Raw genomic sequence first — 22730 nt, forward strand, 5'->3', positions numbered from 1 at the left:
CGAGCCATTCCTTTTGAGTATCAGTTGAGAATCAGGCATGGCCGACACACACGAGCATCACGCCCGCCGTAATCACCAGTGTGCCCAGCCAGCGACGGCGGCTGACGGTTTCGCCGAGGAACAGCTTGCCGGCCAGCACCACGCCGCAATACGCCAGCGCGGCGGCGGGAAACAACAGGCTCAGCGGCGCCCGGGACAGGGCTTCGAGCCAGACGAAAAACTCGATCACATAAGCGCCGATCCCGCACCACAACAGCGGCGCATTGAACACCTGGCCCCAGAACGCATTCAGGCGAAACCCGCCTTCCAGTTCCGGCAAGCGGTCCAGGCCGAGCTTGAAACAGAGCTGGCCGATGACGTCGAGCACAATGGAAAACGCCACCAGGAGAATCACGGTCAAGGTCATGGGAACAGTTCCTCGAACAACTCGATCAGGGCCTGATTGGTCGTGGCGTTGCGCAGCAGATCGGCTTCGCTCCAGCGCTCTGCCGGAGGCTGGTCGGAGCGGGCTTCCCAGCGTTTGAAGGCGTTGCTGAACGCCGGGCGGGCGTACTCGCCGCAGATGTCGATGCCGAGGATGCGTTTACCGGCCGCCAGCACGCGAATCGCCTGCAACAGGTGACTCAAGCGCATGCCGCCCTGATCCCAATTGGTCGAGGCGTCTTCGCTGGCCAGCACATCCTTGTCGATAGTGATCCACACCGCTTCGGTGGGCAGGCTGGCGACCAGTTGCCGGAGAAATTGCGACCAGTCCAGGCCGGACAGGTTGCGCCAGTGCAGCAGGTTTTCCTGTTGCCGGTGCCCGGCCCCGTCACCGATCATGCCCCAGATTTTCGAGGGCGGACGCTCCCAGGGGTACATCTCCAGGACACCGCGTTTGAGCGCGCGCAGATTGCCGCCCTTGAACTGCGGATTTTGCAGGTCGTCGCTGCACGGGCCGAGGGTGACGATGCGCCGGATGTTCGGCAGTTTCAGCGCCTGATTGACCCACGAGCCGCAATGTCGACGAGGAGCGAATCGGACCCAGTCGGGATGATTGTCGAAGTGGATCAGGCTGGTCGGCTCCGGCAAGTCAGCGAGAAAGGCCGGGGTCAAATGGTGATAGTCGCCGGAACCGACGAAGAAGATTTCCGGCTGCGGGCCCGTGTGTCGGGGCCGTTGTTGCAGGCGTTCGGTAAAGCGACGCCAGGTGCGTTCGCTGGACCACAGCCGCAGTTTCGGCCCGAGATCGAGCAGGTCAAGGCGTTTGGCGCGGCCGCTGTCGAGTAACTGCGCGATGGGGGCCTGGGCAGTCAGGCTGTGGTCGAGATCTAAAATGTTCAAGGTCAGGATTCACCCTTGGCAGACCCGCCCAGACACCGGCTTCATCGATCATGAAGGCCAGCCGGGGGGCTTTTGGGGGTAAATGCAAGGGATGGGCCAGTAGGCCAGTAGAGCACCTTTGTGGGAGCGAGCCTGCTCGCGAAGGCGTCGTGTCGGCCGACATCAATGCTGAATGTACCGACCTCTTCGCGAGCAGGCTCGCTCCCACAAGGGGGGATGGGGTGTTCAGGTGTGGAGGCGCACCCAAATGCTGACGAGTACGGTCGCCGCCATCAACCACGCCACCGCCGCCACGGCGAGGGAGGCTTCCAGGCGCATCTTGTCGACCATCACGTACAAAGTCGCCAGGTAGACGAAATACGGAATGATCGACCACATGCCAAACACGATGGTGGTCTTAAGGTCATCGATCGAACGCCCCTTGCCGACGATGTAATGGGCAATCAGCGCAAAGGTGGGAAACAGTGGCACGAGGCCGGCGATGTAATAGTTTCGGGTCTTGGCCAGGGCGGCGAGGATCACCACCACCGCCGCGCCCAGGGTTGCCTTCAGAATCAGGTCCATCAGTGGTTCAGCCCGTACTTCTTCACTTTGTCGAACAGGGTGGTTTTGGCCATGCCCAGTTCCTGGCTGGCCTGGGTCAGGTTGCCGCCGCTGCGTTGCAGGGCATCGCGCAGCAGATTGCGTTCGAAGGCTTCCACCGCTTCGGCGAAGGCCAGGCCCTGGGTGCTGCCGCCCGCGCCGGGTTTCTTGAACGCCGGAAGACCAAGGGCGAAGCGTTCGGCGACGTTGCGCAATTCGCGCACGTTGCCCGGCCAGTCGTGGCTCATCAGGTGCGACACCGTCTGGTTATCCAGTTCCGGCGCGGCGCGGTCGAAGCGCAGGGAGGACTGCTGCAGGAAGTATTCGAACAGTTGCAGGATGTCTTCGCGGCGTTCGCGCAGCGGCGGCAGTTCCAGGGTCACCACGTTGAGGCGGTAATACAGGTCACTGCGGAACTCGCCGGCCTTGCTCGATTCGTCGAGGTCGGACTTGGTCGCGGCGATCACCCGGCAATCCACCGCCACGCTCTGGTTCGAGCCGAGGCGTTCAAGGGTGCGCTCCTGCAACACTCGTAGCAGTTTGATTTGCAGGGGCAGGGGCATGCTTTCCACTTCGTCGAGAAACAGCGTGCCGCCATCAGCATGCTCGATCTTGCCGATCCGCCGTTTGCCGGCACCGGTGAAGGCGTTGGCTTCGTGGCCGAAGATTTCGCTTTCGAACAGGTTCTCCGGCAGGCCACCGCAGTTCAGCGCCACGAATTGTTTGGTGTGTCGGCGACTGAAGTCATGCAGGCAGCGCGCGACCAGTTCCTTGCCGGTGCCGGTTTCGCCTTCGATCAGCACGTTGGCCGAGGTATCGGCGACGTTGGCAATCAGTTCGCGTAATTTCTGCATGGCCGGCGATCGGCCGATGATCCGGCCCTCGAGGGAATCCCGCTCCGCCAGTTGCCGGCGCAACGACGAGACTTCCCGCGCCAGGCTGCGTTGCTCCAGGGCACGCCGGGCCACGTCCACCAGGCGTTCGGGGGAGAAGGGTTTCTCCATGAAGTCATAGGCGCCTTTCTGCATCGCGCCCACGGCCATGGAAATGTCGCCGTGACCGGTAATCAGCACCACCGGCAAGCTGCGGTCACGGGCCTTGAGCCGGGTCAGCAGTTCCAGGCCATCGATACCCGGCAGGCGAATGTCGCTGATGACGATGCCGGCATAGTTGTCGCCGACACGCTCCAGGGCTTCTTCGGCACTGCCAACGCCGATGCAGGGAATGTCTTCCAGGGTCAGCGCCTGCTGGCAGCCGAGCAGCACATGGGGGTCATCTTCGACGATCAATACACTAAGGTCGTTGTTCATATTGGCTCGGCGGGAGTGGGGCTTACCAACGGTAAACTGAGGACGAATGCGGTACCACCGCTGGCCGGGTGCTCGACACCCAGGTGACCGCCGGTGGCGGCGGCCAGGCTCGCGGAAAGGGTCAGGCCAAGGCCCAGGCCCTGTTCGCCGGGTTTGGTGGTGAAAAAGGGTTCGAACAGGTGTTTGCGCGCTTCGGCGTCGATGCCATGGCCGTTGTCCCGAACCCGCAGGCGGTACTTGCCATCGATCACATCGCCTTCGAGCCACAATGCTGGCTGCGGTTGCGCCTGCATGGCGTCGAGGGCGTTACCGATGAGGTTGACCAGGATCTGCTCCAGGCGAGTCTGGTCGATCTGCACCTGCACCGATTCGAAATGGCGGTGCAGTTGCAAATGGGCGTTTTCCACCCGTGCGCCGAGCAACTGCAAGGCCGCGTCCACGGCTTTGCCGAGACAGGCCTGGCCCTTGTCGTCACCGCGCCGGGCGAAGGAGCGCAGGCTGGCGGTAATCCGGCCCATGCGGTCGATCAATTCGTTGATGGTCTTGAGGTTGGTGCTGGCCACGTCGAGTTGCCCGCGCTCGAGAAAGCGCACGGTATTACCGGACAGGGTGCGCAGCGCGGCCAGGGGCTGGTTCAATTCGTGGGCGATGCTGGTGGACATCTGGCCGATGGCCGCGAGCTTTCCGGCCTGCACCAGTTCATCCTGGGCGCGGCGCAAGGTCTCTTCGGCGTGACGCCGTTCGCGGATCTGGCCCTTGAGCCGTTCGTTGCTGGCGCGCAGGTCGACGGTGCGTTCGGTAATCCGACGCTCCAGTTGATTGTTGGCTTCCTGCAAGGCTTCCCGGGCCGCGAGGCGAGTGGCGATCACTTTGCGCCGCTCGTTCCAGGCAATCAGCAGGAACGCCACGAGGGCGAATGCCACCGCCACCAGGATGCCCTGATTGATCGCTTCCCGGCGCAGGTCCTGCAACGGCGTGAGCAGGGTGAAATTCCACGGCGTATCGCTCAAGGGCCGGGTTTGCGACAGATAGCTGATGTTTTCTTCGTCGGAAACCAGCTCACTGTTGGCCGGAAAAGTCAGCTTTTCCACACCCTCGGACAGGGTTTCCCGGGCCAGCGGTTGCAGTTCGTTGAGCGGGAACCAGTAGTACTGAAGGCTGCGGGCGAGTTTTTCCTTGGTTTCGTCGCTCAGGGGAATCACGGACTTCAAGCGCCGCGCCGGATCGCTGGACAGAATGATGATGCCGTTTTCGTCGCTGACGAAGGCTTCCAGGCGCGCGCGCTGCCAGCGTTCTTCCATGGCTTCGAGGCGCACCTTGACCACGGCGACGCCGATGATCTTGCCGTGTTCTTCCAGGCCATGGGCCAGGTAGTAGCCGGGTTCGCCGTTGGTGCTGCCGATGCCATAGAAGCGCCCCGGCTGGCCACGCACGGCGTTCTGGAAATAGGCGCGGAAGGACAGGTCTTCACCCAGGTAACTGTCGACATCGCGCCAGTTGCTGGTGGCCATGACCCGACCGGTGGTGTCCATCACGTAAATGGCCCGACTGCGGCTGCGCCGGTTCAGGCCTTCGAGGTAATCGTTGACCGTTTGCCGGTGTTCCGGTGTCGGGTCGGCCAGCAGTGTCGAAACACTGGTTTCGAGTTCCAGCAGGCTGGGCAGGTAGGTGTATTTGCTGATTTCGCTTTCGACGGCGCGGGCGTGCAGTTCCAGCTGGCGCTGGCCGTTTTCGCTGAGGCTGCGGATGCCGTAGTGCTCACTGAGCCAGAAGCCGATATAACCCAGCCCGATCATCAGGGCGATGATCAGGGGCGGCAGGAACAGATGGCGAATCAGACGGGGTTTCACGGCGAGTGATGGCGACGTGGCGCGATAGAGATTGGGGTCGCATTTCATCACAGATGCCTTGGGTCAACCACAACACAAATCTTCAGACCTCTGCCGGCCCCTGTAGGCGCCGGCTTGCTGGCGAAGCAGGCGACACGGTGTGTCTGACAGATTGCTTTCGCTGGCAAGCCAGCTCCTACAGGGGTGGCTGGTATCAGTGCTGCAGAATCTTGTTGAGGAAGTGCTGCGTGCGGTCGGCGCGATGGCTGATGTCGCCGAAGAACTCTTCTTTCTTGCAGTCTTCGATGATTTTGCCGGCATCCATGAAAATCACGCGGTCGGCCACTTTACGGGCGAAGCCCATTTCGTGGGTGACGCACATCATGGTCATGCCTTCGTGAGCCAGCTGCACCATCACGTCCAGCACTTCGTTGACCATTTCCGGGTCCAGCGCCGAGGTCGGTTCGTCGAACAGCATGACGATCGGGTCCATCGCCAGCGCACGGGCAATCGCCACACGCTGCTGCTGGCCACCGGACAGTTGGCCAGGGTGCTTGTGGGCGTGGGCCGAGAGGCCGACGCGCTCCAGCAATTGCAGGCCTTTCTTGGTGGCTTCGGCCTTGCTGCGACCCAGCACCTTGATCTGCGCGATGGTCAGGTTTTCGGTGATGGTCAGGTGCGGGAACAGTTCGAAATGCTGGAACACCATGCCCACGCGCGAGCGCAGCTTGGGCAGGTTGGTCTTCGGATCGGCGATGGACGTGCCGTCGACCACGATGTCGCCTTTCTGGAACGGTTCCAGGGCGTTGACGCATTTGATCAGGGTCGACTTGCCGGAACCGGACGGCCCGCACACCACGATCACTTCGCCTTTTTTGACCTCGGTGCTGCAATCAGTCAGCACCTGGAAGTCCCCATACCACTTGTTGATGTTTTTGATAGAGATCATACGGCGAACCTTTTTTGCAGACGCTTGACCAGCTGCGAGGCGGCAAAGCTGATGATGAAGTACACGAGACCTGCGAAGACCAGGAACTCATTGGAGCGGCCAATGATGTCGCCACTGGCGCGCGAAGCATTGAGGAAATCCACCAGGCCGACGGCGTAGACCAGCGAGGTGTCCTGAAACAGAATTATGCTCTGTTGCAGCAACAGCGGGGTCATCTTGCGAAACGCCTGCGGCAGGATGATCAGGCGCATCATCTGGCCATAGGACATGCCCAGCGCTTGCGCGGCACCCATCTGGCCCTTGGGGATCGACTGCACGCCGGCCCGGACGATTTCGCAGAAGTACGCCGCTTCGAACATCATGAAAGCCACGATGCACGAGGTGAACGCACCGATCGGGGTGTCTTCGCCGGTGATCCAGCGCAGCACGAATGGCACCGCCAGGTAGAACCAGGTGATGACCAGCAGCAACGGAATCGAACGGAAATAGTTAACGTAGGCGCCGGCGAGGTTCGACAGCAGTTTACTGTGGGACAGACGGCACAGCGCCAGGATGGTGCCGAGAATGATCCCGCCGGTCACGCCCAGGGCCATCAGCTTGAGGGTCATGACCATGCCGTTCCACAAGCCCGGCAGGGACGGGATGATGCCCGAGAAGTCGAATTCCATCATTTACCCCCTACGGAAATCAGGCCCGGTACGGCGACTTTTTTCTCGACCATGCGCATCAGCAGCATCAGGCTCATGTTCAGGGTGAAGTAGATCAGCGTGGCCAGGGTGAACGCTTCGAACAGGTTGGCGGAGAACTCGGCGGTCTGTTTGGTCTGCGCGAGCAGCTCCATCAGTCCGATCAACGAGGCCACGGACGAGTTCTTGAAAACGTTGAGAAACTCCGAGGTAAGCGGCGGAATGATGATCCGGTACGCCTGGGGCAGCAGCACGTTCCAGTAGATCTGCGGCAGCTTGAAGCCCATGGCGCGGGCAGCGGATTCCTGGCCTTTGGGCAGCGCCTGGATACCGGTACGCACTTGTTCGCAAACGCGGGCGGTGGTGAACAGGCCCAGGCACACGACAACGCTGAGGAAGGCCGAGGTGGTCGGGTTCAGGTCCTGCTTGTACCACTCTTGCAGATCCGGCGGCAGCAGGTCGGGCACCAGGAAGTACCAGATGAACAGCTGAACCAGCAGCGGCACGTTACGGAAGAGTTCGACGTAGCAGGTGGCGATACCCGATACGATGCGGTTCGGCACGGTGCGCATGACACCCAGGATCGAGCCCAGTGTCAGGGCGATGATCCAGGCCGCGACGGCAATGCCAATGGTCCAGCCCAGACCGGAGATGAACCAGTCGAGATACGTCTCGCTGCCCACGCCGGTGGACTTGAAGAACACGCCCCAGTCCCAGTTGTAATTCATTAGGGTCTCCCCTCAGATCAATCGATGTACAAGTACCCGCTTGGGGAGCTCCGTTCCCGCCTGACCTCGAAGATCAGGCACACGCGATCGGCTCGACAGCCACCGGTTCGAGTGTTTCCAGAAATGCCAGCAGGGAGTGACTATCTCCTGAAAGGGCAGGGCCCTGTCAGGAGATAAGGTTAGTCAGAAATCAGGACTTCTTGTCGTCAGCCGCTTTATCGGTCGGTTTGGCGATCAGGGCCTTGAGCTCGTCGCTCATCGGGAAGTTCAGGTTCAGGCCTTTTGGCGGGATTGGCTGCATGAACCATTTGTCGTAGATCTTGTTGATCTCGCCCGATGCGTAGGTGGCCTTGATGGCGTCATCCACAGCCTTTTTGAACGGCTCGTCGCCTTTGCGCACCATGCAACCATAGATTTCATAGGACTGAGGGGTACCGGTCACAGCCCAGTCTTTCGCGTTCTTGGCCTTGGCTGCTTCACCCGCCAGCAGGGCGTCATCCATCATGAAGGCAACGGCACGGCCGGTTTCCAGCATCTGGAAGGACTCGCCATGGTCCTTGGCGGAGATGACGTTCATGCCCATCTGCTTGTCGGCATTCATCGACTTCAGGATGCGCTCGGACGTGGTGCCAGCGGTGGTCACGACGTTTTTACCGGCCAGATCCGGGAAATCCTTGTACTTGGAGTCTGCCTTGGTCAGCAGGCGAGTACCGATTTCGAAGATGCCGACGGAGAAGTCAACCTGCTGCTGACGCTCGACGTTGTTGGTGGTGGAACCGCACTCCAGGTCCACGGTGCCGTTCTGCACCAGCGGGATACGGGTTTGCGAGGTCACCAGGTTGTACTTGACCTGGAGGTTCGGCATGTCCAGGTCTTTTTTCAGGGCTTCGACGACTTTCAGCTGGATGTCGTGGGAGTAGCCGACCGGCTTGCCGGAAGCGTCCGCGATGTAGGAAAACGGAATGGAAGCGTCACGGTGCCCGAGGGTGATGACGCCGGACTCTTTGATTTTCTTCAGGGTGCCGGTGAGTTCGGCGGCGAAAACTGGCGTGCTGATCAGAGCGGCAGCAATGGCTGCGCCCAGGATATGGGGAACGATGCGCATCAAATTTTCCTCGACATTGTTTTTTTTATGGAGCCAGTTCATCGGCCCTTTTGTGCTTCGAATGCCTGACGGCTCCTGAAGTGTTGGCGCAACAGGCATTCGTCGAAGAAGTGTAGAGCATGACCCGTGCCAGGCCAGGCTGAATGAATCAAAGTATTGATTTATAAGGAGATTAAATATTTTAGACGGGTTTTTTAGCGCTAAATGATCCGGTTATCCGAACCGACCGGCAGGTCGCGTTCGGAAAACCGAATGGGAGTTGGGGCGCAACCCTGGCTCAGGTGTATTTGCGCTTGTCCGGTGCCGGTGGGAAATACTGGTACAACCAGGTTTCACTCAGCGTGCGTTCATTGGTCCGGATGAACAGACGCAATTCGACCGGATCTACACTGTCGTTGGTCGGGTACCAGTCGAACAGGATCCGATAGCCCTTGATGTCATCGAGCACCAGCACGCTGAAATCCTTCACCTGCCCGTTCGAGCACGTCACCACCGGTTCGATGCCGGCACCCTCGGGCAGGCGATCCAGACCGCCGCCGGTGAAATCCACGGCGAAGCGACGGGCCCAGACTTCCGGGTAGTGCTCGCCCGGTGCCCAGCCTTCGGTGAAACCGCCCATTCCGGAACGGGTCGCATGGACCCGCGCCAGCGGTGTGCCGACCGGCGGCAGTGCGCTCCAGTACAGTTTGTAGCCGTAGTTCAGCGAGTCGCCGGCCGCCACCGGTTTCTTCGGTGTCCAGAACGCGACGATGTTATCGAGGGTCTCGCCGGTCGTAGGGATTTCCAGCAGATCAACGGAGCCTTCGCCCCACGCCGTTGTAGGTTCGACCCATAGGCTCGGGCGTCGGCTGTACCAATCGACGGTGTCCTGATAATTGGCAAATTCGTGGTCGGTCTGCACCAGGCCGAAACCCTTCGGATCCGTGTCGGCGAAGGCGTTGAATTGCAGGGTCGCGGGGTTATTCAGCGGGCGGCAGATCCACTCGCCGTTGCCACGCCACATGGCCAGGCGGTCGGAGTCGTGGATTTGTGGGTGAATGGTGTCGCACATCCGGCGTTCGTGTTTGCCGCAGCTGAACATGCTGGTCATCGGCGCGATGCCCAGTTGTTCGATGGCGGTGCGCGCGTTCACGTGGGCATCGACCTCCATCACCACGCGCTCGGCCTGGCAATCGATGTCAAAACGATAGGCACCGGTGGCACTCGGGGAGTCGAGCAAGGCGTAGACCACGAAGCGGGTGCTGTCCTTGTCCGGGGTTTCGAACCAGAACTTGGTGAAATCGGGGAATTCCTCGCGCTTCTTGGCGTAGGTGTCGATCGCCAGGCCGCGGGCCGACAAGCCGTATTGGCCGGTGGCGTCCACCGCGCGGAAGTAGCTGGCGCCGAGGAAGGACACCACGTCGTGCTTGTCCAGCTCCGGCGCCTTGAACAGCTTGAAGCCGGAAAACCCCAGGTCGCCGGTGAGCTGTTGGGTGTCGACGGTGGTTTTTTCATAGTTGAACAGCGACGGGCGGAAATGCACCTCGCGGGCCATGCGCGTCTTGGGATCGACGCTGTACATGCGCACCGGCTGCTTGAACCCCATGCCGACGTGGAAAAACTGCACATCCAGTTGACCCTTGTTTTCTTTCCACAACGAATGATCGCCGTCGTAGCGAATCGCGTTGAAATTCTGCGGGGTCATGGTCGCCAGGGTGGGCGGCAACACTTGCTTGGTGTCCTGATAGCGATTGCTGGCGAGCTGTTTGGCCTGGATTTTCAAGGCTTCGAAGTCGAAGGGCTGGGCTTCGCCATCGGCGGTCCCGGGAGCGGCCCAGGCACGAGCAGCGAGCAGGCCGGTGGCGGACAAGCCGGTGTAGGCAGCGATGGCCATGGAGGCTTTGAGCAAATTCCTGCGGTGCATAAGTACAACCTGTCGTGAACAATCCCGCGCCGTTCCTGGCACGTGCTGGATCAGAAATAACGGTTCGGACATGCCTTCGGCCAAACGCATCGGTCTTTAAACAGATGCCCGATAGCATAAACCGTTCGATGCAAGCGCAAAATTGATTGATGGCATTGCGATGGCGGGCGAGTGAAACAAGACATGTCGGGAAACATTTCCGACAGGGACTTCTGATTTAGAGGGCATTTCTGCTTTTTTCGACTAATTACTCTAAAAACCGCTTTTCAGCGCCGGGAATATTTCTATTCTGTGCTCATGACCGGTTTATGCCCTTCGGGCCGGTGCGGTTCCGTTGGTACAAGGCGCTGCTGAAAAAGGAATAGGGCGATGCGGTTACTGAAGTTTTCTTTGACGTAGAGAAGGACATCGTCCATGTCGAAAGTACAAGGCATCACCGAAATGTTGGGAATCTTTCCGTGCCTATCCAGTGGCCGGCGAAGACGTCGTCTCAATTCCGAGGAGATGAAGCTGGTGGAGCGCTATCGCGAACTGTCGGAGAGTGACCGGATAGCCATGAGGTGTCTGGTGGATGCGATGAGGAGTGTTTCGCGGTTTTGAAAAAATGGTGCATTCAGTCGCGGCTATCCCGTCGCGGCTGGATGTTCTCCCCTTACCAATCCTGTGAGCGTTCCGATCGTTGATGCAGCACCCTCAACACCTGTATTTGACCATGAGCAAATCGATAAGGCGCAATGAATGGATAACGGCCTAGTATCAACTCTCGCACGTCTGGCATTACAGATGGTCTGCCGGAGCCCGGAAACTGTTCCAGCAGTTGGAAGGATTGCAAAATCGTTGAAATGATTTCGATGGCAGCACCTGCGCCAACAACCTCCCGGTAATGCTCATGAATGTTGTCGAGATCGCTTTCGGCTTTTTCAGTCAGTACTACGCTCGGCACGTTTTGCCCACTTAGCCTTCACGGCGTCCAGATCAGTAAGTTTCCCTGCGTCAGCATCGGCAATGCCGTCACGTATCGCTTGCAGGTGCCAGGATTCGGCTTCCACGTAACGAACCAGCGCACGTTTGAGGTGGTATTGACGGTCGCGGTCGGTGGCTGCTGCCAACTGATCCAGTTGTTGGGCCAACAGTTCTTCGACGCGAAAAGACAAAACGGGCGAAGCCATGGTGGCTCTCCTAAAGATGTATACGTTGTAAACGAAGTAAACACCCTAGGCGTTCCCGTGATTCTCGTCAACCGACCTCGTGCATGGTCGAGCGAACTCTAACTGGAGATGCGCCAGCGGGGCGGAGGGAACTATTTCTAAATGCTGTTCTGCTGAAATGGTTTTAGAGCCCCGACACTCATTGGCGCCGGGGCAATTTATCTTACCGACTAACCTTCCACGCATCCCCGGCAGGCGCCGTGCCATGGTCATACGGCTTGCCAATCCACATGTAGATCAGGCCCAAACCAATCACGATGGCAGTGCTCAACACCATGGCGTAGTTGATGTACCACGCCGCATCCGGCGTACGCGGCCAGGCCATGTTGATGATGGCGCCGATGCCGTAGGCCAGCGCGCCGATGTTGACCAGCCAGCCCCAGGCACCGAGGGTGAATTTGCCGCTCGGTTTCCAGCCTTTCATGCGTGCGTACAGCGCGCCTAGCACGATCATCTGGAACGCCAGGTAGATGCCGATGGCGGCGAAGCTGACGATGGTGGCGACCGCGTCCTGCAGGAAGAAGCCGAGGATGATGATCAGCGCCGGCAGGACACCGGACACAAACAGTGCGGCAACCGGAACCTGGGTCGCAGGAGAAATCTTTTTCAGCAGTCGGCTGCCGATGACCATTTCGTCCCGTGCGTAGGAGTACAGCAGACGGCTCGCTGCCGCTTGCAGGCTGATGACGCAGGAGATGAAGGAAATCATCACCACGCCCATCACCACTTTCGAGCCCACCGGGCCGAAGGCGTTGTTGAGGATGGTCGTGACCGGGTCCTTGTCGGTGCCGTTGATCACCGCTTGCATGTCCGGTACGGCGAGGATCAGGGCCAGGCAGGCGAACATCGCCGCGATGCCGCCGATGTAGATGGTCATGCGCATGGCCACCGGGATTTTCTTGCTCGGGTTCGGGGTTTCTTCGGCCACGTCGCCGCAGGCCTCGAAGCCGTAGTACAGGAACATCCCCGCCAGCGAGGCTGTGAGGAAGGCCGGCAGGTACGAGCCGTCGACGCTGATGTCGAAGGTGTTGAACAGCACACTGATCGGCTGATGGCGCTCGAAAACCAGCAGGTAAACGCCAACGATCACCGCACCCACCAGTTCGCAGAGAAAGCCGAACATGGCGATGCGTGCCAGCACCTTGGTGCCGCTGAGGTTGACCAGGGTGGCGAACAGCGTCAGCACCAGCGCGATGACGATATTGGTGTTATTGCTCGGTTCAAAACCCAGCATCGCCGCGAGGTAAGGACCGGCACCGACCGCCACGGCGGCGATGGTCACGCACAGGGCGATGGAGTAGATCCAGCCGACCATCCACGCCCAGCGCTTGCCCACCAAACGACGGGCCCACGGATACACACCACCGGAAATCGGGAATTGCGAAACCACTTCACCGAAGATCAGGCACACCAGCAACTGGCCGCAACCGACCAGCAGATAGGCCCAGAACATCGGTGGCCCGCCAGCGGCGAGACACAGCCCGAAGAGGGTATAAACCCCTACGACCGGGGAAAGATAAGTGAAGCCCAGGGCGAAGTTTTCCCACAGGCTCATGCTGCGGTTGAAGTTGGAGGTGTACCCCAGTTTGCGTAGTTGCTCGGCATCGCTGTCGGCAATGGCAACAGAGAGATCGGGTGATGCACTCATATGTATTTGCTCCGGAAAATCGGCAGATTTCGGATGTCCGACACCGTGACGGGGCCTTGGGGGCGCCGCCCGGATCGGTGGTTATTGTTGTGTTTGAAACCTGGTGGTGCGTAATGCCGGTTTCGACCTTGAAACCGTAGTGACTCCATCGCGGGCAAGCCTTGCTCCCACAGGTTTTGTGGCGCACCCCAGTGATGTGAACGACACAAAACCTGTGGGAGCAAAGCTTGTTCGCGATGCTTTTAAAGCGGTTAGTGCTTGAACATCACATGCCGCACGACGGTGTAGTCCTCCAACCCGTACATCGACATGTCCTTCCCGTACCCGGACAGTTTCTGACCGCCATGGGGCATTTCGCTGACCAGCATGAAGTGGGTGTTGACCCAGGTGCAGCCATACTGCAATCGGGCCGACAGGCGATGGGCGCGGCCGACATCGGCAGTCCACACGGACGAGGCCAGGCCGTAGTCCGAATCGTTGGCCCAGCCCAGTACCTGGGCTTCATCGGTGAATTGGGTCACCGACACCACCGGCCCGAACACTTCGCGACGGACAATTTCGTCATCCTGTCGGGCGTCTGCCAACACTGTCGGCTCGAAGAAGAAACCGTTGCCTTCCACGGCTTTGCCACCCGTGATCAGGCGGATGTGCGGCTGGGCCACGGCGCGCTCGACGAAGCCGGCCACGCGGTCGCGGTGTTGCGCCGTGATCAGCGGGCCGAGCTCGGTGGACGGATCATCCTGCAAGCCGTACTTGATGCTGCTGACCGCAGCGCCGAGTTTCTCGACGAACTTCTCGTAGATGCCTGCTTGCGCATAGACACGGCAGGCGGCGGTGCAGTCCTGGCCGGCGTTGTAGAAGCCGAAGGTACGGATACCTTCGACGGCGGCGTCGATGTCCGCGTCGTCGAAGATGATCACCGGGGCCTTGCCGCCCAGTTCCATGTGCATGCGTTTGACGCTGTCGGCGGTGCTGGAAATGATGTTCGAACCGGTGGCGATCGAGCCGGTCAGCGACACCATGCGCACTTTCGGGTGAGTGACCAGCGGACTGCCCACGGTAGGGCCACGGCCGAACACCAGGTTGAGCACGCCGGCCGGGAAAATCTCCGACGCCAGTTGCGCCAGGCGCAAGGCCGTCAGCGGCGTTTGTTCCGATGGCTTGAGTACCACGGTATTGCCAGCGGCGAGGGCCGGGGCGATTTTCCAGGCGACCATCATCAGCGGGTAGTTCCATGGCGCGATGGACGCGATCACGCCCACCGGGTCGCGACGGATCATCGAGGTGTGGCCGGGCAGGTATTCGCCACCGGCCGAACCGCTCATGCAGCGGCTGGCGCCGGCGAAGAAGCGGAACACGTCGGCAATCGCCGGGATTTCATCGTTCAGCGCGGCGCTGTAGGGCTTGCCGCAATTGTCCGATTCCAGCTTGGCCAGCTCTTCGCCATGGGCTTCGATGGCGTCGGCGAGTTTGAGCAGCAATAACGAGCGTTCTTTTGGCGGAGTGTGCGACCAGCTGTCGAACGCGGCATCGGCGGCGCGCACGGCGGCATCGACCTGGGCTTCGCTGGCTTCATTGATTTCCACCAGCACGCGGCCCAGCGCCGGGTTGAACACCGGTTGGGCGGGGCCTTCGCCGTCGAGCAGTTGGCCGTTGATCAAGAGTTGGGTTTGCATGACATCGTCCTCTTCAGAACTGTTGTTATTTCCCCCCTGAGGGAACCGGGTCCCTGTGGGAGCAAGGCTTGCCCGCGATGAGGCCATCACATTCAACATGGATGTCGACTGGCACACCGCCATCGCGGGCAAGCCTTGCTCCCACAGGATTCGGTTCCTTCAGTGGGTATTGAGTTGTTCGTTATTTCCCGCCACTCCCCGCCACGCTTTCACCGCCACGGGTCAGGTAATAGGCGCCGAGAATCGGCAGCATGGTCACGATCATCACCAGCATCGCGACGACGTTGGTCACCGGCACGTCCCGAGGGCGGCTGAGCTGGTTGAGCAGCCACAGCGGCAGGGTGCGTTCATGGCCGGCGGTGAAGGTGGTGACGATGATTTCGTCGAACGACAGCGCGAACGCGAGCATGCCGCCAGCCAGTAACGCCGAGGCGAGGTTCGGCATGATGATGTAACGGAAGGTCTGCCAGCCGTCGGCGCCCAGGTCCATCGACGCCTCGATCAGGCTGTGGGAGGTGCGGCGCAGCCGTGCGATGACGTTGTTGTAGACGATCACCACGCAGAAGGTCGCGTGGCCGACGATGATGGTGAACATCCCCGGCTCGATGCCCAGCGTCTTGAAGGTCGCCAGCAGCGCGATCCCGGTGATGATGCCCGGGAGGGCGATCGGCAGGATCAGCATCAGCGAGATGCCTTGCTTGCCGAAGAAATCCCGCCGGTACAGCGCCGCCGAGGCCAGGGTGCCAAGCACCAGCGCGATCAACGTGGCAATCGAAGCGATCTGCAGCGACAGCTTGATCGCTTCCAGCACGTCCGGCCGCGAGAACGCCACGCTGATCCACTTCAGTGTGAAGCCCTTGGGCGGAAAGCTGAACGCCGCGTCTTCGGTGTTGAAGGCGTACATGAAGATGATCAGGATCGGGAAGTGCAGGAACACCAACCCGCCCCAGGCCGCGATTTTAAGGCCTAAAGAAGCTTTCTCAGAGTGCATCGAAGGCCCCCAGTCGTTTGACAATGGACAGGTAAATGGCGATCAGCACGATCGGCACCAGCGTGAAAGCCGCGGCCATCGGCATGTTGCCGATCGCACCTTGCTGGGCATACACCATGCTGCCCACGAAGTAGCCCGGCGGACCCACCAGTTGCGGCACGATGAAGTCGCCCAGGGTCAGCGAGAAGGTGAAGATGGAGCCTGCGGCAATGCCCGGCACCGACAGCGGCAGGATCACCTGCATGAAGGTCTGGCTCGGTCTGGCGCCGAGGTCGGCCGAGGCTTGCAGCAGCGACGGCGGCAGGCGTTCCAGCGAGGCCTGGATCGGCAGGATCATGAACGGCAGCCAGATGTAGACGAACACCATGAAACGCCCCAAATGCGAGGTCGACAAGGTACTGCCGCCCACGCCCGGGATCTCCAGCACGAGCTGCAACAGTGACTCCAGCCCCAGGTGCTGGACGAACCACTGCGCCACGCCACCCTTGGCCAGCAGCAAGGTCCAGGCATAGGCCTTGACGATGTAGCTGGCCCACATCGGCATCATCACTGCGATGTAGAAAAACGCCTTGGTCTTGCCGGTGGTGTAGCGCGCCATGTAGTAGGCAATGGGGAACGCGACGATGGCACTGGCGATGGACACGACAATCGCCATGCTCAGGGTGCGCAGGATGATGTCGAAGTTCGACGACTGGAACAGCGCGGCGAAATTCGCCAGGGTCAGCTCGGGCGTGACCGTCATGGTGAAGTCGTCGAAGGTGTAGAAACCTTGCCACAACAACGTCAACAGCGAGCCCAGGTAGATCGCACCGAACCACAGCAGTGGCGGCACCAGCAGCATCGACAGGTACAGGTTCGGCCGGCGATACAACAGGTTGGAAAACCTGCGCAGCGGCGAGCCGCCGGCCGGGGTTTGAGAGATAGCCAAGGTGCTCATTTCACACCCCGCTCACAAGGGTGTCGTGCAACGGAATCATGGCTTCCCGGGCCCAGCGCGCGCTCATGCGTTGCCCGGTCTGGTGCTGGGCGCTGGTATCGAGCCATTGATTGTTGGCCTGGCTGATGTTCAGGGTCTGGCCGTTCTCCAGCTTCAATTCATAACGGGTGGCGCTGCCCTGGTACTGGATGTCGTGCAGCAGGCCGCTGACTTCGATTTCATGGCTGGCCAGCGGACCTTCAGCAAAACGCACGTGTTCCGGACGAATCGAAAAGGGTTGTGGATTGCCGCTCAACTGCTTCGCCAGGTCGCCGCGAATCACGTTGGACGTGCCGACGAATTCGGCGACGAAGGTGGTTGCCGGTTTCATGTACAGGTTGCGCGGTGAATCGACCTGTTCGATGCGTCCCTTGTTGAACACGGCGACGCGATCGGACATCGACAGCGCTTCGGTCTGGTCGTGGGTGACGAAAATGAAGGTGATGCCGAGCTGGCGTTGCAGCTTCTTCAATTCGCCTTGCATCTGCTCGCGCAGTTTCAGGTCCAGCGCACCCAGGGGTTCGTCGAGCAGCAGCACCCGCGGGCGATTGACCAGGGCGCGGGCCAGGGCCACACGCTGGCGCTGGCCGCCGGAGAGCTGGACCGGCTTGCGCTCGCCATAGCCGCCGAGGGCAACCATGTCGAGGGCTTCCTCGGCGCGTTTCAAGCGTTCGGCTTTGCCGACGCCCTTGACTTTCAAGCCGTAGGCAACGTTGTCGCGAACGTTCATGTGCGGGAACAGCGCGTAATCCTGGAATACCGTGTTCACGTCACGCTGATACGGCGGCAGCCCGGCGGCTTCCTCGCCATGAATGCGGATCGAACCCGCGCTCGGCTGTTCGAAACCGGCGATCAGGCGCAGACAAGTGGTTTTGCCCGAGCCGGAAGGCCCCAGCATGGAGAAAAACTCGCCGTCCTGGATGTCGATGGAAACCCGGTCAACGGCTTTCACTTCGCCGAACTGACGGGAAACGTTGGTGAACTGGACTGCAAGCGTCATGGTGCGGTGCTCCAAAAAGGCGAAGGCCGTCGCAGCGGCCCTGCCTGGACTTCTGAAAAACGGGTATCTGTCGTCTCTAAGCCGAGCACGTCAGTGGCTGCGGCGGTGATCAACTGTGGGAGCGAGCCTGCTCGCGAAGGCGGTGTGTCAGCCACCATCAACATTGAATGTGATGGCCTCTTCGCGAGCAGGCTCGCTCCCACAAGGGCCAGGCTTAGCGGCCGCCCATGATCGCGATGTAATCCTGGGTCCAGCGGCTGTACGGCACGAACTTGCCGCCTTCGGCCTGCGGGGTTTTCCAGAAGGCGATCTTGTCGAAGTTGTCGAAACCGTTGGTCTTGCAGCCTTCGGCGCCAAGCAATTCGCTCTCTTTGCATGCAGCCGGAACCGCCGGCAGCGAACCGAACCACGCTGCTACGTCACCCTGGACTTTTGGTTGCAGCGACCAGTCCATCCACTTGTAGGCGCAGTTCGGGTGTTTGGCATCGGTGTGCATCATGGTGGTGTCGGCCCAACCGGTGGCGCCTTCTTTCGGGATGGTCGAGGCGATCGGCTGTTTATCAGTCACCAGGCCGTTGACCTGATAGGGCCAGGAGCTGCCTGCGACCACACCTTCGTTCTTGAAGTCGCTCATTTGCACGGTGGTGTCGTGCCAGTAGCGGTGGATCAGCGGCTGTTGGGCGCGCAACAGATCGAGCACGGCCTTGTACTGGGCTTCAGTCAGTTCATAGGGGTTCTGGATGCCCAGTTCCGGCTTGGCGGTTTTCAGGTACAGCGCCGCGTCGGCGATGTAGATCGGGCCGTCATAGGCCTGCACGCGGCCCTTGTTCGATTTGCCGTCCGGCAGGTCTTGTGCGTTGAACAACACGCCCCAACTGGTCGGCGGGGTCTTGAACACATTGGTGTTGTACATCAGCACGTTCGGGCCCCACTGATACGGGGTGCCGTAGGTCTGTTTGTTGACTACGTACCACGGGCCATCCTTGAGGCGTGGGTCGAGGTTCTTCCAGTTCGGGATCAGCGCGGTGTTGATCGGCTGCACACGCTTGCCGACGATCAGGCGCAGGGAGGCATCGCCGGATGCCGTGACCAGATCGTAACCACCCTTGGCCATCAGACTGACCATCTCATCGGAGGTGGCTGCAGTTTTCACATTGACCTTGCAGCCGGTTTCCTTCTCGAAACCGGTCACCCAGTCGTAGGCCTTGTCGCTTTCGCCACGTTCGATGTAGCCGGGCCAGGCCACGATATCCAGTTGCCCTTCGCCGGCACCGACGGCCTTCAGCGGCTCGGCGGCCTTCAGCGGCTCGGCGGCCTGGACACTGGCACTGGCCAGCAGCGCTGTGGTGATTGCACTGAGCAGTGCGGTCTTGTGCACGAACATGGGGTTTCCCTCTTCTTTAAATTATGGTCGGGGCAGTTTTGAACGTGGTGAAGCATGCCGTTGACGGCTTCTTATTAGCGTAGTCAGAGATGCTGTCCGTGGCGCGCCATGATGTGGCGCACCACGCTGTAATCCTGGAGCGAGTCGCTGGACAGGTCCTTGCCGTAGCCTGAACGCTTGAGGCCACCGTGGGGCATTTCGCTGACCAGCATGAAATGGCTGTTGATCCAGGTGCAGCCGTACTGCAACCGCGCGGCGACCTGCATCGCCTTGTCCAGGTTCTGGGTCCAGACCGAGGACGCCAGGCCGTATTCCGAGTCGTTGGCCCAGTCCACCGCTTGCTCCAGTTCATCGAAACGGGTCACGGTCACCACCGGCCCGAACACTTCGCGCTGGACGATTTCGTCGCTCTGTTTGCAACCGGCCAGCAGCGTCGGCTGGTAGAAGAAGCCTGCGCCGGAATGCACTGCTGCGCCGGTCACCCGTTCGATGTGCGGTTGGCCGAGGGCGCGTTCGACGAAACTGGCCACGCGGTCGCGCTGGCGGGTGCTGATCAGCGGGCCGATTTCATTGTCGGCATCGCGCTTGCCGGCGAAGCGCAGACTGCTCACCGCAGCGCCGAGTTCGGCCACCAGACGGTCGTGAATACCGGCTTGGGCATACACCCGGCAGGCCGCCGTGCAATCCTGGCCAGCGTTGTAGTAGCCGTAGGTGCGCACGCCTTCGACCACGGCCTGGATGTCGGCATCGTTGCAGACGATCACCGGAGCTTTTCCGCCCAGTTCAAGATGGGTGCGCTTGAGGGTTTTGGCGGCGGCCTGAAGGATTTTCTGGCCGGTGACGATATCGCCGGTCAACGACACCATGCGTACTTTGGGATGGCTGACCAGGTGGCTGCCGACCCCTTCGCCGCCACCGCAGACAATGTTGATCACGCCGCGCGGGAGGATCTCGGCCAGTGCCGGCGCCAGGGCCAGGATCGACAACGGTGTGTGCTCCGATGGCTTGAACACCAGGGTGTTGCCGGCAGCCAGGGCCGGGGCGATTTTCCACGCGGCCATCATGATCGGGTAGTTCCAGGGCGCAATCGATGCCACCACGCCAATCGGATCGCGGCGCACCATGCTGGTGTAGCCCGGCAGGTATTCGCCGCTGAGCTGGCCAGTCTGGCAACGCACGGCGCCGGCGAAGAAACGGAACACATCGACGGTGGCGCTCAGGTCGTCCTGACGAGCCAGGTGCAACGGCTTGCCGCAGTTCAGGGCTTCGAGGCGGGCGAGCAAGTCGGCGTTTTTTTCGATGGCGTTGGCGATGTCCAGCAGCAGGTTCGAGCGTTGCTGCGGCGTGGTTCGCGACCAACTGCCGAAGGCGCGGTGAGCGGCGAGGATGGCGGCTTCGACTTGTTCGCTGCTGGCTTCGGCGATCTGCGTCAGCACTTCGCCGGTGGCCGGGTTGAGAATGGGTTCGACAAAACCCTGGCCCGCGACCAATTCGCCATCGATCAACAACGCGGTGAACAGCGGGGTCTGCGCGCCAGCCATTTTTCGGGTTCTCTTTTCTTGTGTGGCCATGCTGCTCCCTGTGACTGGGGGCCGGCCGTCTTTATTAGATGAACCTAGACTAGTGCGCGGACCCGAGGTCGACAAATACTAAATACTGAAGGTAGCGTTCGATTAAATAGATGGCTTGCGTCCGCCGTGGGGTTGCTCCCGGGCGACTGTCAGGAATGGGTCCACCAAGGCCGGCCGCGCAGTGCCGCGACGCCAGGCCAGGCCGACGTCGAGGGTCTGGCTCAGGTCGGCAATCGGCCGCGCTTCAATGATGTCGCCCTCCAGTGACCATGGGCGATAGGTCATGTCGGGCTGGATCGACACCCCGAGGCCGGCGGCCACCAGGCTTCGCACCGCTTCGGTCGAGGCGGTGCGCAAGGTGATGCGCGGTTGCAGGGAGGCCGCCGTCCACATGCGCTGGGCATTGCGGTCCATTTCATCGACGTTCAACTGAATCAAAGGCTCGCGGGCCACGTCGGCGAGGTTGATGCTGTCGTGTTCCAGCAGCGGATGCTGGGCCGGCAGCCATAGCCGATGGGGCGAGTGAGTCAGTACTTCGGTCTGCAAGGCGTGGCGGTCTTCGAGGTTGGAAAGGATCAGTACGCCGACATCGATCTCGCCGCTGACCAGCAAATGTTCGATGTAAGGGCGTTCATCCTCCATTACGCGGATTTCGACGTTGGGATAGGCGCGTTGGAAACGGGTGAGCAAGTCCGCCAGGTAGTAACCGGCCACCAGGCTGGTCACCCCGACGATCAACTGCCCGGCCACCTGGTCGGTGCTCTGTTGCAGGCTGCGTTTGGCGTTGTCGACGGTGGCGAGAATCAAGTGTGCCTGGCGCAGGAACTGATGCCCCTGGTGGGTCAGCGTCATACCCTTGGCATGGCGGTTGAACAGGCCGACGCCGATTTCCTGCTCAAGTTGCTGGATCGCCAGGGTGAGCGTGGACTGGGAAATGAACGCGGCTTGCGCGGCAGCGGAGATCGATCCGGTCTCGGCCACGGCGATGAAGTGACGGATCTGACGCAAGGTCATCATGGGAAGCGTACCCGGTGGGCTGTTTTTATCGATTTATCCGAGTGTATATCTAATTTTCTGAATGCGGTCGAAAGCCGCGTCGGTCTGATGGGCATTGTCCTCCATCCTTAATGCCCCCCCCCCGAAGAGGGAGGACAGCAACGGATAGCCAGCCGGTACTTTGAAAAAAAACCAGCCTGCACAACACCTGTGCCAAGGCTGTCGAAGCCATTTGATTGAGGATTTCCAATGAGCGTGCGAGCCATTCACACGGAGTCACCATGAGCGAGAAGACCTACCGCCCGCGCCGCGAGGATTTTCGGCGCTTCTACACCATCGGCACGCGGTGGGGTGACCACGACTCCTATGGTCATGTGCAGAACGTTGTCTACTATTCGTTCTTCGATTCGGCGATCAGCCATTTCCTGGTGGAGCAGGGCACCCTGGATATCGACAGCAGTCCGGTCATCGGATTGATCGTCGAGTCGAGTTGCACCTTCTTCTCGCCGATCACCTTTCCCGATCAAGTGACGGTCGGTTTGCGTATCGCGCACCTGGGCACCAGCAGTGCCCGTTATGAACTGGGCATCTTTTGCAATGACGAGCCCGCGGTTTCCGCGCTGGGTTACGTTGTGTACGTCTACGTGGACCGGGCCAGCAATAAGTCGGTGGCCATACCCCCGTTGGTGCGCGACGAGTTGCTCACCCTGACGGACTGAACCCTGTGGAATACCGAGACCGTCCAACATTTTGGGGGGAGGTTCACATTGTAGGAGCCGGCTTGCTGGCGAAAGCGGCGTTTCAGGCACCCCATCCCGGCCTTTTAATGGGCGGGATGAGAAGTGGTGCGCACCCGTCTTATAAA

Annotated in this window: 22 protein-coding genes; 2 read left to right on the top strand and 20 right to left on the bottom strand. The window is 60.6% G+C overall.

Annotated features, from left to right (window positions below):
* Positions 1–31: 31 nt before the first annotated feature.
* From BJ917_RS12735 to BJ917_RS12780, 10 genes are all read right to left on the bottom strand, one after another.
* Positions 32–406, bottom strand: coding sequence for an EamA family transporter (locus tag BJ917_RS12735; RefSeq protein WP_096513234.1), 375 nt, complete (start codon positions 404–406; stop codon positions 32–34).
* Positions 403–1323, bottom strand: coding sequence for an arginase (locus BJ917_RS12740; protein WP_121103548.1), 921 nt, complete (start codon positions 1321–1323; stop codon positions 403–405). Before BJ917_RS12740 ends, BJ917_RS12735 begins: the two co-directional genes overlap by 4 nt.
* Before the next feature lie 225 nt (positions 1324–1548).
* Positions 1549–1878, bottom strand: a complete 330-nt coding sequence (locus tag BJ917_RS12745; RefSeq protein ID WP_172901689.1) for a GlpM family protein — start codon at positions 1876–1878, stop codon at positions 1549–1551.
* An 8-nt stretch (positions 1879–1886) separates the two neighbouring features.
* Entirely contained in the window at positions 1887–3215 is a 1329-nt protein-coding gene (locus BJ917_RS12750) for a sigma-54 dependent transcriptional regulator (RefSeq protein WP_096513230.1), read from the bottom strand.
* Complete coding sequence (locus tag BJ917_RS12755) at positions 3212–5113, bottom strand: sensor histidine kinase (protein WP_121103549.1); 1902 nt, start codon at positions 5111–5113, stop codon at positions 3212–3214. Before BJ917_RS12755 ends, BJ917_RS12750 begins: the two co-directional genes overlap by 4 nt.
* 145 nt (positions 5114–5258) lie before the next feature.
* On the bottom strand, positions 5259–5993 hold the full coding sequence (locus BJ917_RS12760; RefSeq protein ID WP_096513228.1) for an amino acid ABC transporter ATP-binding protein: 735 nt from the start codon (positions 5991–5993) through the stop codon (positions 5259–5261).
* Entirely contained in the window at positions 5990–6661 is a 672-nt protein-coding gene (locus tag BJ917_RS12765; protein ID WP_096513227.1) for an amino acid ABC transporter permease, read from the bottom strand. Before BJ917_RS12765 ends, BJ917_RS12760 begins: the two co-directional genes overlap by 4 nt.
* Positions 6661–7407, bottom strand: a complete 747-nt coding sequence (locus tag BJ917_RS12770; protein WP_096513226.1) for an amino acid ABC transporter permease — start codon at positions 7405–7407, stop codon at positions 6661–6663. The genes BJ917_RS12765 and BJ917_RS12770 overlap by 1 nt, the downstream gene beginning before the upstream one ends.
* Before the next feature lie 190 nt (positions 7408–7597).
* Positions 7598–8512 carry a glutamate/aspartate ABC transporter substrate-binding protein gene (locus BJ917_RS12775; protein WP_096515557.1) on the bottom strand — a complete coding sequence of 305 codons (915 nt, stop codon included), beginning with the start codon at positions 8510–8512 and terminating at the stop codon, positions 7598–7600.
* A gap of 277 nt (positions 8513–8789) precedes the next feature.
* The gene (locus BJ917_RS12780; protein ID WP_096513225.1) at positions 8790–10415 is read right to left on the bottom strand and encodes a glucan biosynthesis protein D; all 1626 of its coding nucleotides are present in this window, start codon (positions 10413–10415) and stop codon (positions 8790–8792) included.
* A gap of 414 nt (positions 10416–10829) precedes the next feature.
* Between BJ917_RS12780 and BJ917_RS12785 the strand changes: the two genes are divergently transcribed.
* Positions 10830–11015, top strand: coding sequence for a hypothetical protein (locus BJ917_RS12785; RefSeq protein ID WP_096513224.1), 186 nt, complete (start codon positions 10830–10832; stop codon positions 11013–11015).
* A 52-nt stretch (positions 11016–11067) separates the two neighbouring features.
* On the opposite strand, the gene BJ917_RS12790 is transcribed toward BJ917_RS12785, so the two are convergent.
* The 10 genes from BJ917_RS12790 to BJ917_RS12835 all read right to left on the bottom strand — a co-directional run bounded on the left by BJ917_RS12790 (position 11068) and on the right by BJ917_RS12835 (position 21886).
* On the bottom strand, positions 11068–11358 hold the full coding sequence (locus BJ917_RS12790) for a type II toxin-antitoxin system RelE/ParE family toxin (RefSeq protein WP_121103550.1): 291 nt from the start codon (positions 11356–11358) through the stop codon (positions 11068–11070).
* Entirely contained in the window at positions 11336–11584 is a 249-nt protein-coding gene (locus tag BJ917_RS12795; protein ID WP_121103551.1) for a CopG family ribbon-helix-helix protein, read from the bottom strand. Before BJ917_RS12795 ends, BJ917_RS12790 begins: the two co-directional genes overlap by 23 nt.
* A 202-nt stretch (positions 11585–11786) precedes the next feature.
* Positions 11787–13271: an APC family permease gene (locus BJ917_RS12800; RefSeq protein ID WP_096513219.1), complete on the bottom strand. Its 1485-nt coding sequence runs from the start codon at positions 13269–13271 to the stop codon at positions 11787–11789.
* Positions 13272–13522: 251 nt separating this feature from the next.
* Complete coding sequence (locus BJ917_RS12805; protein ID WP_096513218.1) at positions 13523–14947, bottom strand: gamma-aminobutyraldehyde dehydrogenase; 1425 nt, start codon at positions 14945–14947, stop codon at positions 13523–13525.
* A gap of 181 nt (positions 14948–15128) precedes the next feature.
* Positions 15129–15938, bottom strand: a complete 810-nt coding sequence (locus BJ917_RS12810; protein WP_096513217.1) for an ABC transporter permease — start codon at positions 15936–15938, stop codon at positions 15129–15131.
* A complete protein-coding gene (locus tag BJ917_RS12815) occupies positions 15928–16875 on the bottom strand; it encodes an ABC transporter permease (RefSeq protein ID WP_096513216.1) in 948 nt (315 codons plus the stop codon). The genes BJ917_RS12810 and BJ917_RS12815 overlap by 11 nt, the downstream gene beginning before the upstream one ends.
* A 1-nt stretch (position 16876) precedes the next feature.
* Complete coding sequence (locus BJ917_RS12820) at positions 16877–17914, bottom strand: ABC transporter ATP-binding protein (RefSeq protein WP_096513215.1); 1038 nt, start codon at positions 17912–17914, stop codon at positions 16877–16879.
* A gap of 214 nt (positions 17915–18128) precedes the next feature.
* Complete coding sequence (gene ydcS / locus BJ917_RS12825; RefSeq protein ID WP_121103552.1) at positions 18129–19298, bottom strand: putative ABC transporter substrate-binding protein YdcS; 1170 nt, start codon at positions 19296–19298, stop codon at positions 18129–18131.
* Positions 19299–19381: 83 nt separating this feature from the next.
* Positions 19382–20869, bottom strand: a complete 1488-nt coding sequence (locus BJ917_RS12830; RefSeq protein ID WP_121103553.1) for a gamma-aminobutyraldehyde dehydrogenase — start codon at positions 20867–20869, stop codon at positions 19382–19384.
* A gap of 102 nt (positions 20870–20971) precedes the next feature.
* A complete protein-coding gene (locus BJ917_RS12835) occupies positions 20972–21886 on the bottom strand; it encodes a LysR family transcriptional regulator (RefSeq protein ID WP_096513212.1) in 915 nt (304 codons plus the stop codon).
* Positions 21887–22146: 260 nt separating this feature from the next.
* Here BJ917_RS12835 and BJ917_RS12840 point away from each other — a divergent pair, with 260 nt between their 5' ends.
* The gene (locus BJ917_RS12840) at positions 22147–22584 is read left to right on the top strand and encodes a thioesterase family protein (RefSeq protein ID WP_121103554.1); all 438 of its coding nucleotides are present in this window, start codon (positions 22147–22149) and stop codon (positions 22582–22584) included.
* The last annotated feature ends 146 nt before the right edge of the window (positions 22585–22730 follow it).

The organism is Pseudomonas sp. WPR_5_2 (genome assembly GCF_003634475.1).
GTDB lineage: Bacteria > Pseudomonadota > Gammaproteobacteria > Pseudomonadales > Pseudomonadaceae > Aquipseudomonas > Aquipseudomonas izuensis.